Genomic DNA, 13,034 nt, shown 5'->3' on the forward strand with positions numbered 1-13,034 from the left:
GGAAAGAAGGCTCATGATAAGGTCTCAGCAAAAGAGAGTATAAGATCACAACGCCGCCAAATTGAAAAGCTTTGCCCATTTGAATGGCTAAAATTTGTTCGCGATCTCGCCCTGGAGCTAAGACCTATTGAACTCTTGCCTATTTTTTATCAAATAGTACAACATTATCCCTATCAAAATTAATAACATTTGACATAGTATAGCTAGATTTAAAGGATGTTCAGATGATTTATAAGCTAGTCTAAATCATTAGAACCTTAATTGAATTAGTAAATAAAGGATTATAATTAATGGGTCGATACCGCTCTCAGCTCTTCATTCTTATCGCTGTGATAATCGCGATTTTGGGTTTTATATTCTACCCACAAGATAAATCTACTCCGATGGAAAAAGGTGCCGTCATAATATTACCGGTTAAATCCGCTTTAACGACTCATGCAGCGCTGTGGCAACAGTATGCAAATCAGGAATCCATCATTGCTCTGCTACACCAATCTAATATGCACCCCATACTTCAAGTTGAAGATGTGATTAATTTATTGGCACAAAACGCTAGCTACATTGAAGATACTCGACCACTAAAACTGTCGCAATTACTGACTCAGTCAGGCGCAGCTTTGGTCGCAGACACAACGTTATCTAAAGAGGATGGTAGCTACCATCTTAACTATCACCTTTACGGCCCAAACCTTCATCAAGCTGGACAAGTTAGCGCTGAAGATATGAAGTCACTTTACCTCGATTTTGCCGAGCTAATTAACCAAAAAACCGGCGCGGCAGTCAGTGTTAAAAATATCACTAGTACATACTTTTTTGATAACCAGTTACTGATTCTAGCGCTGCAGCAGCTGCAATATAGTGAACTAGACAACGCTGAAGTACTGCTAGATGAGCTATTAGTGACTGAAGAAAATAACCTAATAGCACAAAGACAGAAAGCCGAAATACGGCTTAAAAAAGGCGACTATTCCAAAGCCGATAAGTTAGTCAATACTGGGTTAATACAGGCAAATTCAATCAATAACCGCCGAGAATCAGCAAGGCTCGGCTTAACCCTCTCTAAAAGTTATATCGAGCAAAGAGAGTTAACGCGAGCACTTTCAACCTTATCGCTAAGCCGCACCCATGCTGCAAACTCCCAAGATTGGCTTTATCTGGCATATATTGCGGCGTGGGCAGGCTATGTCAATCAGCGTCTCGGTCGCTATGACACCGCAAGCCAACAATACCAGTTATCTGTGGACTACCATAAAATGGTCGGAGATCAAGCTGGACAAGTGATTGGACTGAATAACTTAGCCCGACTGGCACTTATTGAATACAACTATTCGACAGCTTATAAATACGTTAAGCAATCTGTGGATATAGTAACGCAAAAACAGCTAACGAAACTAAAAGAGGAAACGATGTTGCTGTTAAGTAAGGTCGAGAATAAGCAACAATAAATGAGTAAAACAGTGTCTGCGGCTAACTAATCATTAGCCATTAGCCGCACACAACCAATTACAGATGACGCTTTATAACCTATTGAAAAGGTCCATTGCACTAGCGCTCATAGCCCTAACTCCTGTTTTAATCGTTACTGGGTAATCGGGGGCAAATTGACTGGAGTGTAATGAAGGTAAACTGCTTCCCTCATCTAAACTTACTTGGTAAGCGTTTGGTTCGACTGCGCCTAACCAGAAGATAGTGATTGGACGCTTTTCTGCAGTAAGACCATATAGACCAAAATCTTCACCGGCCATAACGGGCTCAGATTTAGACACATTTTCAACGCCTAACTCCGTCTCTATGCTTGTTTGTATTTTAGTTGCCAAAATGGGGTCATTATAAGTTGAAGGGATCCTTTCCTCTTCGTGGACATATACCACTGGCATCAGTTCATCGGGCAAGCCTGCACTAATCGCAATCCCTCGAGTTAGGCGCTTAAGCGCATCAATTTGCTGCAAACGCACATCCGGATTATAAGAGCGTAGTGTAAGCTGCAACTTCACCTCATCTGAAATAATATTGTGTTTAGAACCGCCATGAATTGAGCCCACAGTCATCACATTGGGTTCCAGTGGCGAAATCTCACGACTCGAAATAGTTTGCAGCGCCAGCACCATACGTGATGCTAGAACAACAGGATCTTTAGTCGAGTGAGGATAAGCACCATGCCCCCCTTTGCCTTTTACGGTTATATCTACCGAATCAACATTTGCCAAAGCATATCCTGGCGCTATGGCAACTTTACCCGCAGGTAGCGCTGCACTGACATGTAACCCGAGCACGTAATCAGGTGTAGGGAATTGGCTAAACAGTCCCTGCTTGAGCATCGCTTTTGCACCGCCGCCGACCTCTTCAGCCGGTTGTGCAACCATCATCAACGTACCTTTCCAATCTGCTTTGTGATTAATCATCTGCTCTGCAGTACCAATCAGGCTCGTCATATGAATATCATGGCCACAGCCGTGCATTATCCCAACAGTGCTATTGCTGGCATCTGTTGTCGTCACTTTTGACGCGTATGATTTACCTGTCTCTTCGGTAATTGGCAATCCATCGGTGTCGGCTCGGATCATCACTGTTGGGCCAGCACCATTTTTAAAGATGCCAACAACGCCATAACCACCAAACTGCTCAGTTACATCAAATCCTAGTGCTGATAGCTCTTTTGCCATCCGTGCACTGGTGGCTTTTTCCTGATATGACAGCTCAGGATTTTGGTGTAGATGCAGGTAGAGCTCTTCAAGTTTTGGCATCGAACGTTCAACTGAGCTGTCTAAACTTGTAACGGCTGCTATTGCACTCAATGGAGCCGTAAGGGCACATAGTAAACCCAACGCAATAGGTGTTTTTAAACGAATTTTCATAACGATGCTTTCCCTTTCAAGTTGTAACGGAAAGGTTAAGCTAACATAACTGTTGGGGGCTGTTGATCTTTCGTGGTTGTTTTGGCCGCAGTTTATTGACTATTTTAACTAGGCAGAGGTTATGCAGTTTAGTCATTGTCCGCAAATAGCCTATAACGCTGCAAAAAGTGCTGTTATCACTGCGTTACCAGCTTTTCACTTAGCTCGCTAAGCATCACCGCTCAAACCTTGCCCTAACAGCATTATTCCTTACGGTACAGAATCGAACAACAACTAAGCTCGAAAGAACTACAGCCCTTAGTATCAAGCAGGAGAACATGTTTATTTTGCAGCTAAAAACGGCGACTCGAATTGCGATAGCAACCGCTCAAGTATAGATTCATCAACTTAAAAAAATGCAGCCACCGGCTGCATTTTTGAATAGACCTATCGCTATAGACGATAGGTTAACGACAACTTAGCGTTACGCTCCTCTCCAGGCATGCCGCCTAAGAACATCGCTTTACTGTAATACTCTTCGTTGAAGAGATTATTGACGTTAAGTTGCAGCTTCCAGTGCTCAACATCATAACTAATCGCAGAATCGAGTACCGTATAGCTCGGCACGTAGCCATCTGGGATCCCAAATGAAGTCGAGTTAGTACTGCGGTCATCAACGTATTTAGCACCTAAACTGATGTTAATTGGGCTAGCAAGAGAGAACCAGTCCGCACCATAGGTGACCCAAGCACTGGCAGTCACATAAGGTACACCTTTTTGACGAGTATCGTAGCTGGTTTTACTCGGGTCTTTCTTATCTCGGGCATCTTGGTAAACGCCGTTTAAGTTAACCATCCATTGCTCGTTGATATGCGCATTTAGATCAAGCTCAACGCCGGTAGTTTCCTCTTTACCGTTATAAAAACTCTTCGCTGTCCCCGGAGCAGAAACGCCCTCTTCATAGTCTGGGTTTCCATATTCTAGATTAGTTCGGGCACTTTTAAAGAAGACTAATGAAGCCAACATTTGATCTTCAAAAGCTTTATAGCGAATACCGATATCATCACTTACAGATTCAGAATCAGCGCGGTCATCACCAGTACCTTCAATGCCACCAAGAATACTATAGGCGGTACGTCCTTTTGAATGATTGACAAACAGTGACAAGTCATCGGTTGGCATGTAAGTCACGCCTAAGTTGTAGGTAACTCCATTATCCGTTGTATCCGCTTCTTCTCTTGGCTCAGCTTTACTTGCAGAGTAACGAGGATCAACACCGAGATGTTGATAAGACTGTTTAATCTCATTAAATGCCACACCAATACGGGTGATAAAACCATAGCCCAAGTATCCGACATGCTGTAGCCCTACACCCCACGCATTAACCTTTTTATTGTAGTTACTGGTCATCAATGGATCTTGTTCTTCAAAGCTACCTTTAGCCCAATTAGGGTTACGAATATCATAGATATAGGGCAGCGAGCCTTGATAGATAACATCGCCAGCTTTGTTCTTAATGACTTTATCGGCGTCATAAATAGAGTATTGCTTGAATGCAATATCTCTGTCTTCGAAGTTAGCATTTATCAATAATTCGTTATCAATCTCGCCGATTTGAAAGTCATAACGTAGATCGGCGAAGTACTGCCAGGACTTTTCATCAGCCTCAACTTTACGATACTCCTGACGACGTGCCGCAAATGGATACAGGACACCATCCTCAACTAAAGGCGCTCGAGGCTCTTCATTAATCTTCCCACTTCTGTCCCAATAAACGTAATTATAAGCTCCGGTCTGACGTGCAAAGCCTGAGGTGTAATTGCGGTACTGCAACTGTTGGTTCAAGAATAGATTGTCGTTGAAATAGATATTATGAGTAAGCTTAAAACGCAGCTCTTCACCTTCATTATCTTTTGCCATCGGTGAGATAATCCCCGCATGGCCAAATGCATAGGGGGTTTGTCCATCGCTACTTGAAAGCGAGTTAGCAAGTTGCTGACGCTGTTCATCCGTAAGCTGCAAGCCAGCATTGTTAGGATCATTAATCAAATCTTCCCAGCTAACTTCACCCGCGCCTTTGCCACCCACAGATTCAGCGTTAAAAATACGAATGGGATGACCAATTGAATCTACCGCTATCGCATCTTTAATATAACTGGCAGACAGCATTAGATCTTGCGTGTCACTCATTACATATTTCAAAGAGGTATAAATTTCATCTCTATCGGTACCAATATCACGGTAGCCATCGCTGCGCGCGGTCTTAGCCACAACTCGGTAAGCTAGGTTGTCGGTGATCCCTGCTGTGCTATCAACAGAGAGTGAGTAGCTGTTCCATTGGCCTACTTCAGCGGTGAACTCATTTAAAGATTCAAATTGTGGTTTCTTCTCAATAAGGTTGATTACACCACCCGCACTCCCCATACCATAAAGACCAGTAGCAGGCCCCTTTAGAACCTCTACCGATTCCACATTGGTTAGAGAACGAGTTGGATTAAAGGTATTTCCTAAACCCGCTCCACCATACATGCCGTCATAGGTGTAGTTTGCACCCAAGCCGCGAATAACTAGATTGTCACCAATACCATAGTTGTTACCTGCTTGAGTTACACCACTTATATTACGTACCAAATCCTGTAAGTTATCGACGCCCTGCGCTTGAATTAACTCTTCGTCGACAATCACAACTGCTGCAGGTGTCTCCATTAGTGACATATCTGATTTAGTTGCGAGACCTGAATTCATCACAACCTGATTTTGCCTGCCATACACGGTGATCCGTTCAATAGCGTTTGCTTCAGCAATTTCTGCCGCGTAAGTCGTCGCTGGTAAATATGTCGTAGCACATGCAATTGCTAACAAAGAATAGCGAAAATGTTTCATCCAATAACCCCACTTAAGTATTATGCGGCATGATGATAACGATTATCATTAACAAAACAACAAGTGTAACAGCGAGTGATACAGTTAAGGAATGTGCTTGGCATTGTTTTTATTAGTTTTTTATCTAAAAGCTTACAAAGTAAATTATAAAAATAACACGCACCCAGTGATTAAGATCACGTTTTTACGTCATTAAAGCCTGTCAATCAAAACTGGTTTAGCCATTTATATGCATGACAAAATCACAGTTCCGATCTCTCTGTTACTTAGAAACTTGCAAATGGGCGGGATAGGTATTATGTAGGAAATAGCAACGCCTTTCTTTTGACTGCTATGACTCAAAAGACAAAGGCATCAACTCTAGATTATCTAAAAGGAATAACTTTAGGGTGCTGCCTGCAAAACTGAACAAGATAGCCAGTTAATCGGTCATAGAGATCGTCATTAATATAGGGCAACTCTTCGACATACACTCGGCTATCGAGCTCTGTCGGTAAGATAAAGCAAGACAACCTATCGAGATCAGCAGCTATCTGTTCTTTATCAGCGACGGTTAAGTAATGAGCAAGCATGGATTGACCTAAGAAGGCCTCTCTTAGATATGCAACAAGTGCATCAAAGTTTGCATCCCAATTGAGGTTACTGTTGTTCTGAGCCTCCCACGACAGTAGTTCGATGGCTCGAATAATCTCACCTTGCAGAGAGTCGGCAGAACCCACTTGAGGCACAAGATGCTCCCAAATCCACAAAGCAACGTCGTGGCTATTCCCCGCTAAATGAACCTCTACTGGCACAGAACTACTTAAGGGTGTTGCATTAACCACTGCAGTAGAGGTTGACTGTTCACTCATAATATAGGCAATTAACTATCTGTTAAGGTGATTTATTTTCCAATGCTGTGACGAATATATCAATAGTTAATTCTCAAATATCTTCTTGTCAGTGTGGTTGGCGACAAGTTAAATATCTGCGCGTCAATCCCAATATTAACAGCGCTAATATGCCCCACTGTGACATAGTTCCACCATGCTCAGTCTCTATCTCAATGTACTCTTCATCCCAATAGCGACTTTCTAATGGTAAGGCGTAGAGGCTATCAAAATCATTTGAACTGACGGTGGCTACAATATCGCCATAACCCACTTCATAGAGATCGATAAGAACATCGTAATGATCGGTTGTATATCCGGATTCAAGCGTGGTTAATACTTCATAATCGTCATCAGTAGCGTCGCCGAAAATAGTGAAAATATCAGTGGTGTAATAGTGCTCCCAAGGACCACCATTACGGCTTAAGTATAACTCTGCAAACACATTGGCTGTTTCATTGACATACGCTCCACTGACATCAGCATCAAAAGTGACGCTAAAAGTTTGATAAAAACCATCAAAGTCGTTATCAACAAATAGGCGGCTGTATGCATCGTAAATGTAAAAATCACGATAAACACTATTGGCATACAATGCTGGAGAAGCCGCATGTTGGCGCTGATTGTCTGCCTTTAACGCTTTATCAATATGGCCCTGTATGATCTGTTCACGGCTTTGCTTGCTTACAACGAAATGAGTACTTTCTAGGCGTTGCTGTAGCAGTAATTCTTGCTGCTCTATTGTAAGTACTGCCTTTTCCCTGCCACTGCTACTCTGCGCTGCTTCCATATTATAGCCAGCTGAGGAGCTCAAAGTCTGACCTAGCTCTTGAGCCCCCCCTTCTAGAGGTAGTAAAGCACCTAGAAAAAGCACTATCAGGGAGAGTCGTTTGGTTTGGCATGTAAGTTGGCTCATCATCACCTCGAACAATTCAGTAAGTTTCGCTCATTAAAGACCAACCAAAATGAACACAGCCTGAACGTTAAAATCAGTTACTTAAGTCTGGTTACGACCTCCTTTGGTATTCAGGTTGGGTTCATCTTACAAACGTTATATCTAACAAACTGAATCTCGATACATAATTTCTTCCGTATATTGAATTGAAATTTGAAATCTTGGGAAAGTGATGAGCTTAACTCGAATTGGTATAATGACTAATCTAGTGGGATCTTTTAAACTGATAACATCTCAACTCTTTGGTGCTCTTAATGAAAGCTGTTTTACTGTTGATATTAATTCCCTTTGCACTATTAGGCTCAATGCCTACCAATGCGAGCGGCCAGTACCTCACTTTATCGGCAGCCTCTATGGCGATGGCGACAAATCATTCTGGAAAATCCCTTAAAGTGAGCAGTTCACAGCAAGCTGCGCAATTAGTTAAAAGCCGCTATTCAGGTAAGATCCTCAAAGTTCAGTCCACCCGTGTAAACGGTAACCCAGGCTATCGAGTCAAAGTACTTTCTAAAGATGGAGTCGTTTTTTACGTATCCGTAGATGCCAAAACTGGCAGTATCCGTCGTAATTAACGGCGACAGACAAGGACCGACTATGAGACTTTTACTCGTTGAAGATGATCTGGCACTGCAAAGTAACCTTAAGCAACATCTACTTGCAGCCAACTATACCGTCGACACCGCTGATGACGGTGAAATAGGCCTGTTTCAAGGTAGAGAGTACAATTATGATGCGGCGATTATTGATGTAGGGTTGCCAAAAATTGACGGAATTACCCTTATTACCAAGCTGCGGGCACTTACCATTGAGTTTCCTATCCTGATCTTAACGGCTCGCGATAGCTGGCAAGATAAAGTTGCAGGACTAGATGCTGGCGCCGATGATTACCTCACTAAACCCTTTCACCCTGAAGAGTTAGTTGCCCGGCTAAAAGCACTTATTCGCCGCTCAGCAGGAAAGGCAAGCCCTGTGATTAGTAATGGGCCTTTTTCACTGAACACCAGCAGTTTAGAACTGACTAAAAATGGCGAACTAATTAGCTTAAGCGGCTCAGAATACAAGTTGCTCGAATACTTTATGCTGCATATTGGCGAAGTAAAATCTAAAACTGTGCTCACTGAGCATATCTACGATCAAGATTTCGATCTCGACTCCAACGTCATTGAAGTCTTTATTCGTCGCTTACGTAAAAAACTAGATGCTGATAATCAGCTTGGAGTTATCGAAACACTCAGAGGTCAAGGATACCGTTTAACCAAACTGGCACCGCATAATCAAGCCGAAAAGCCGTCATAACATGTTTTCTGTATCGCGCTTAACCACATCAATGCACTCATTAAAAGCCAGACTGATCGTGAGTGCATTACTGCTTATTTTGATTTTAATGCCGTTGATAGGTTTTGGACTCAATGATGCGTTTAAGCAACAAGTTAAGAGTGCGTCAATGAACGAGCTAAAAGCTTATGTTTACGCCATTCTGGCAGTAACAGAAGTGATCCGAGATGGCATATTTATGCCAGAAGTACTACTAGAAAACCAATTTAACGTCATTCAATCAGGACTTTATGCGGTCATTACGACTTCAAGAACACCAAAGGAAGCTGCTAGCAACAGTGCAAGTTTTGATGCCAAATTTGTAGAAAAAACCGAAAGCACAGCCATAAGTAGCCACTTGCCTCCCTTAAACCAAGTGCAACGTATCGCTTGGCGTTCTAGCTCCTTATTAGGTATCGAAATACCAAAGTCGCTACCGACACCAGTTAAAGGACAGGGGCAATTTAGTGAAGTAACGCTTAATAAACAACCGCATTTGATCTACAGCTTTAGCGTCAGCTTCGAACTTCCCACGCTCGATAATAAAGATGGCCAACAATCAGATAATCGTTTTCCAATCACTATCCACATCATTAAAGATCAAACAGAGTTTCAACAACAGGTCAGCCAGTTTACTCAGCAACTGTGGCGCTGGTTAATGATCCTTATGGGGTTATTGCTGGTGATACAGATGGCCTGGCTGTGGTGGACCTTAAAACCGTTATCAAGCTTAGAAACAGAGCTAAACGCCATCGAAAATGGCAAAGCGAATCAATTAACACACGAGTACCCAACAGAGCTGCAAGCGGTGGCGCAGCAACTAAATACGTTACTGAGTACAGAACAAAATCAACGAAAGCGCTATCGAAATGCACTGTCCGATCTTGCCCATAGTCTTAAAACCCCGTTGGCAGTCATTCAAAGTCAAAGCGACTTAAGTGCTGAATCATTTGAGCAGGTCAGCTATATCAACCGCATTATTGGCCATCAATTAAAGCGCGCCCAATCCGCAGCAGGCAGTGCATGGCACTTGGGTGTACCAGTTGTTGATGTGTCTGACAAATTAGTTAAAAACCTTCCTAAAATATACTGCCAACCACTAATCGCCATTGAGCAAACTGTTCAACGCGATGCCATCTTTAAGGGCGACCAAGCAGATCTTTCTGAGATGCTAGGTAACTTGCTGGATAACGCCTGTAAAGCAGCAAAAGGTAAGGTGCTACTGAGTGTCACTCACAATGCTCAATCACTGATAATGCAAGTCGAGGACGATGGCAATGGCATAGATAAAGCACTGCAAGCACAAATTTTTGAGCGCGGCATTCGAGCTGACTCCTATAAGATGGGACACGGGATCGGCCTCGCCATCGTGCGAGATTTAGTTGATAGCTATCACGGTCAACTCTCTATGGGTCAATCAGACTTATTAGGTGGAGCTCGGTTTACTATAATTTTCAAATCCTAGTCCCCATTCCCTAAAGCTCGGTTATAGCAAAAAACATCCATAATCGATCTGTTTTTGGCTTTCAGCTTATGTTCATCTTCGCCCCTTTATAATCTGCTTATCGTCACTATTCGATAGGAAAGCATATGAACATGTTCAAACAATGCTGTTGCTTGTCTCTGGTTATCGCTTTGCAGTGGTTAACTCCAGCAAGTGCATACGCTGAAGATTATGAAAACGCTCAACAGGCTCAGCTCAATGAGGGAGAACTTGCGCAGATTTTAGCGCCGATTGCACTCTACCCAGACAGTCTGCTGACACATATTTTAATCGCTGCCACCTACCCATTAGAAGTTGTTGAAGCCCAACGTTGGCAACAAAAAAATCAACAATTTAGTACCGAAAAACAAGTCTCAAATGCCGAGAGCATGCAGTGGGACCCGAGTATTATTGCGCTGATTGCATTTCCTACCGTGCTACAAAAACTCAGTGAAGATCTGCAGTGGACACAGTCCCTTGGCGATGCTTTTTTGCAAGATGAAGCGCTGGTGCTTGCCAGTATTCAAGCCCTTCGGCAACAAGCTGACAACGCCAACAGCCTCAATGATATGGAAAATATGCAGGTGACGCGGGTCAATAATCAAATTGTGATTGAACCTGTTAGGAAAGAGGTGGTTTACGTACCTTACTATGACCCAAGAGTCGTATATGGAAACTGGTATTGGTATAACTATCCCCCGGTATACTGGGCTATGTACCCTGGCTATGTGCGACCTAGATATGGTCACTTTTACTGGCATACAGGCGTCCACATTAGCTTCAATTACTATTTCAGTGCATTTCATTGGCACAAACGTCATGTTGTGGTCGTGCATCATAAAAACTCACGCCATTACCGTCATCACGGACGTATTGTCACTAGCCATGGCGCCAAACGCTGGGCACATAAACCCCAGCATAGACGAGGTGTCGCCTATAGCAATAATGCTTTAAAGCACAAATACAAGAGTCATGTCCCAAGTCGTGCCCATAGCAAAGTCGTTAGGACTCAAAAGCCCTATAAAGTGAATAAAAGCCGTGAAATGCAGTTCGCTAAAAACTTAAAGCAGCAACCCAAAGTGCACAACGCCTACTATGGCAATACCAAAGCGGTTAACAGTCAGCAGCGAGTTAACAGTCATCAACCTGTAAAGAATCATCAACCATCTAAAAGCCAACAGCGGGTTAAGAGTCATCAACAGGCAAAGAATCATCAACCAGCTAAAAGCCAACATCGGGTTAAGAGTCATCAACCTGTAAAGAACCATCAACCTGTAAAGAACCATCAACCTGTAAAGAGTCATCAACCTGTAAAGAGTCATCAACAGGCAAAGAAGTACCAACAGACAAAGAGTTATCAACCACAGAAAAGTTATAGACAGGCACAGAGTCATAAGCCAGCCAACAGCCATAAAGGAAGTGGCCAAAAACAAAGAAGGGATTAAGCGAGATTAACACTCCATAGATACATGTAGATCTATGGAGTTTTCGTAATCAAACCACCTTACTTTTCACTGTAAGATGCTAAGTTAAGTCGTTTATCTTGCAACATGTTTAGCTGAGACAAGACCTCACTAAAGCGAGGCCGCAGTGCTGAACGGGTTTGCAGACAATCTTCAGCAAGCAACTCTAGTTTGATCACTATCTCAGATAATTCAGTTCGCTGTGCCAATCTGTTATCGAGTAGATCTTCAATCAAACAACCCAGCGCCCTCACTTCAATACTCTCCATTGCCTCACGTTGTAATTGGGGTAATCGCAATAAGTTAGATGCTGCCCCAAAATAACCAAAAAGCATCTCCCCCTGGCGATTAATCATCGTATTATGGGCATATACATCACCATGGCTTACGCCATTTTCATGCAGGTGACTCATGCCATCAGCCATTTGTATCGCCACTGACAATACATGCTCTAAAGATAGCTCCTCGCCCTTAACAAAGGTGTCTCTAGTGCAAGTATCGAGTGAAGGCGGCAGGCCAAGATTAGCAAAAGAGCTAGGGATAAGCTCCATCACGAGTCCAAGCTTGCCTGCATCTTTAATTTGAGCGACGACTTTAATTAGATTGTCTTGTGCGCCAGCCTGTAAACAGCATGCAAGCTCATCAGACGGATAACCATCACTGGTCACTTCACCTTTAAAAAGCTTAACTGCGATATTAGCTGCAGTGCCTTTAAGTGACTGAGGCTGATTAAGCCACTTAGCACTGTAGATAACACCTGACGCACCTTGGCCTATTACTTGACCTAATTGAATATCCGCTAGAGGCACCGACTGCATAGGTTCTGCCGGCTGTGTCTTGGCTAAGCTTACTTTATTGTCAGCGGCTGCTGGGTTACCAGCAACAGCCAACCAAGCGAGTTTAGGTAATTGAAATAACCAATCTGGAAATTGAGTAAACTCATTGGCAGACAGTCTAGCCAACTCCAAATTTGAACAGTTAGCCATACTAATAGGCAAAGCGCTTAACTTATTACCCGCTAGCGCGAGCTTTTGTAATCGAGTGAGTGACCCCATATCTTCAGGTAGCGAAGTTATTTGGTTATCGGTCAAAATAAGCCAACGGGTCCGCACAGGTAATGAACCTGTAGCAACCGTTTTCAGCTTATTGGATTTAAAGCTTATCATCTCTAATTGAGGGCAAGCGGCTATAACCGCTGGGACTTATTCAAACTCATTATACCAATTGCATTAA

Annotated in this window: 11 protein-coding genes; 6 read left to right on the forward strand and 5 right to left on the reverse strand. The window is 43.0% G+C overall.

All coding sequences use genetic code 11. The features are described 5' to 3' along the window. Both AB4238_RS07550 and AB4238_RS07555 read left to right on the forward strand, forming a co-directional pair. Nucleotides 1–183, forward strand: a 183-nt coding sequence (locus tag AB4238_RS07550) for a hypothetical protein (protein WP_372032590.1), incomplete at its 5' end; no start/stop codon positions are given. 107 nt (nucleotides 184–290) lie between these two features. Next, nucleotides 291–1,445 carry a hypothetical protein gene (locus AB4238_RS07555; RefSeq protein ID WP_372032592.1) on the forward strand — a complete coding sequence of 385 codons (1,155 nt, stop codon included), beginning with the start codon at nucleotides 291–293 and terminating at the stop codon, nucleotides 1,443–1,445. A 72-nt stretch (nucleotides 1,446–1,517) separates the two neighbouring features. Here the strand turns inward: AB4238_RS07555 and AB4238_RS07560 are convergent, their stop codons facing one another. The 4 genes from AB4238_RS07560 to AB4238_RS07575 all read right to left on the reverse strand — a co-directional run bounded on the left by AB4238_RS07560 (nucleotide 1,518) and on the right by AB4238_RS07575 (nucleotide 7,376). Then, nucleotides 1,518–2,855 (reverse strand): M20 family metallopeptidase, encoded by a 1,338-nt coding sequence (locus AB4238_RS07560; protein WP_372032594.1) that lies wholly within the window; start codon nucleotides 2,853–2,855, stop codon nucleotides 1,518–1,520. A 432-nt stretch (nucleotides 2,856–3,287) separates the two neighbouring features. Beyond that, complete coding sequence (locus tag AB4238_RS07565) at nucleotides 3,288–5,717, reverse strand: TonB-dependent receptor (protein ID WP_372032595.1); 2,430 nt, start codon at nucleotides 5,715–5,717, stop codon at nucleotides 3,288–3,290. Between the two features lie 365 nt (nucleotides 5,718–6,082). After that, nucleotides 6,083–6,568, reverse strand: a complete 486-nt coding sequence (locus AB4238_RS07570; RefSeq protein WP_372032596.1) for a hypothetical protein — start codon at nucleotides 6,566–6,568, stop codon at nucleotides 6,083–6,085. 88 nt (nucleotides 6,569–6,656) lie between these two features. Beyond that, the gene (locus tag AB4238_RS07575) at nucleotides 6,657–7,376 is read right to left on the reverse strand and encodes a choice-of-anchor H family protein (RefSeq protein ID WP_372032598.1); all 720 of its coding nucleotides are present in this window, start codon (nucleotides 7,374–7,376) and stop codon (nucleotides 6,657–6,659) included. Between the two features lie 419 nt (nucleotides 7,377–7,795). Here AB4238_RS07575 and AB4238_RS07580 point away from each other — a divergent pair, with 419 nt between their 5' ends. From AB4238_RS07580 to AB4238_RS07595, 4 genes are all read left to right on the forward strand, one after another. Next, complete coding sequence (locus AB4238_RS07580; protein WP_372032599.1) at nucleotides 7,796–8,113, forward strand: PepSY domain-containing protein; 318 nt, start codon at nucleotides 7,796–7,798, stop codon at nucleotides 8,111–8,113. 22 nt (nucleotides 8,114–8,135) lie between these two features. Further along, nucleotides 8,136–8,837 carry a response regulator transcription factor gene (locus AB4238_RS07585; protein WP_372032600.1) on the forward strand — a complete coding sequence of 234 codons (702 nt, stop codon included), beginning with the start codon at nucleotides 8,136–8,138 and terminating at the stop codon, nucleotides 8,835–8,837. A 1-nt stretch (nucleotide 8,838) separates the two neighbouring features. Beyond that, nucleotides 8,839–10,320 carry an ATP-binding protein gene (locus AB4238_RS07590; protein ID WP_372032601.1) on the forward strand — a complete coding sequence of 494 codons (1,482 nt, stop codon included), beginning with the start codon at nucleotides 8,839–8,841 and terminating at the stop codon, nucleotides 10,318–10,320. Between the two features lie 125 nt (nucleotides 10,321–10,445). Next, nucleotides 10,446–11,783: a DUF3300 domain-containing protein gene (locus AB4238_RS07595; protein ID WP_372032603.1), complete on the forward strand. Its 1,338-nt coding sequence runs from the start codon at nucleotides 10,446–10,448 to the stop codon at nucleotides 11,781–11,783. Between the two features lie 59 nt (nucleotides 11,784–11,842). On the opposite strand, the gene AB4238_RS07600 is transcribed toward AB4238_RS07595, so the two are convergent. Beyond that, nucleotides 11,843–12,913 carry a leucine-rich repeat-containing protein kinase family protein gene (locus AB4238_RS07600; RefSeq protein WP_372032605.1) on the reverse strand — a complete coding sequence of 357 codons (1,071 nt, stop codon included), beginning with the start codon at nucleotides 12,911–12,913 and terminating at the stop codon, nucleotides 11,843–11,845. Nucleotides 12,914–13,034 lie beyond the last annotated feature (121 nt).

Source organism: Shewanella sp. 10N.286.45.A1 (genome assembly GCF_041470405.1).
Lineage (GTDB): Bacteria > Pseudomonadota > Gammaproteobacteria > Enterobacterales > Shewanellaceae > Shewanella.

Bases quoted from the DNA above. Each gene is read 5' to 3' on its own strand.
- AB4238_RS07555 (WP_372032592.1), top strand. From the start codon at position 291: ATGGGTCGATACCGCTCTCAGCTCTTCATTCTTATCGCTGTGATAATC.
- AB4238_RS07560 (WP_372032594.1), bottom strand. From the start codon at position 2,855: ATGAAAATTCGTTTAAAAACACCTATTGCGTTGGGTTTACTATGTGCC.
- AB4238_RS07565 (WP_372032595.1), bottom strand. From the start codon at position 5,717: ATGAAACATTTTCGCTATTCTTTGTTAGCAATTGCATGTGCTACGACA.
- AB4238_RS07570 (WP_372032596.1), bottom strand. From the start codon at position 6,568: ATGAGTGAACAGTCAACCTCTACTGCAGTGGTTAATGCAACACCCTTA.
- AB4238_RS07575 (WP_372032598.1), bottom strand. From the start codon at position 7,376: ATGGAAGCAGCGCAGAGTAGCAGTGGCAGGGAAAAGGCAGTACTTACA.
- AB4238_RS07580 (WP_372032599.1), top strand. From the start codon at position 7,796: ATGAAAGCTGTTTTACTGTTGATATTAATTCCCTTTGCACTATTAGGC.
- AB4238_RS07585 (WP_372032600.1), top strand. From the start codon at position 8,136: ATGAGACTTTTACTCGTTGAAGATGATCTGGCACTGCAAAGTAACCTT.
- AB4238_RS07590 (WP_372032601.1), top strand. From the start codon at position 8,839: ATGTTTTCTGTATCGCGCTTAACCACATCAATGCACTCATTAAAAGCC.
- AB4238_RS07595 (WP_372032603.1), top strand. From the start codon at position 10,446: ATGAACATGTTCAAACAATGCTGTTGCTTGTCTCTGGTTATCGCTTTG.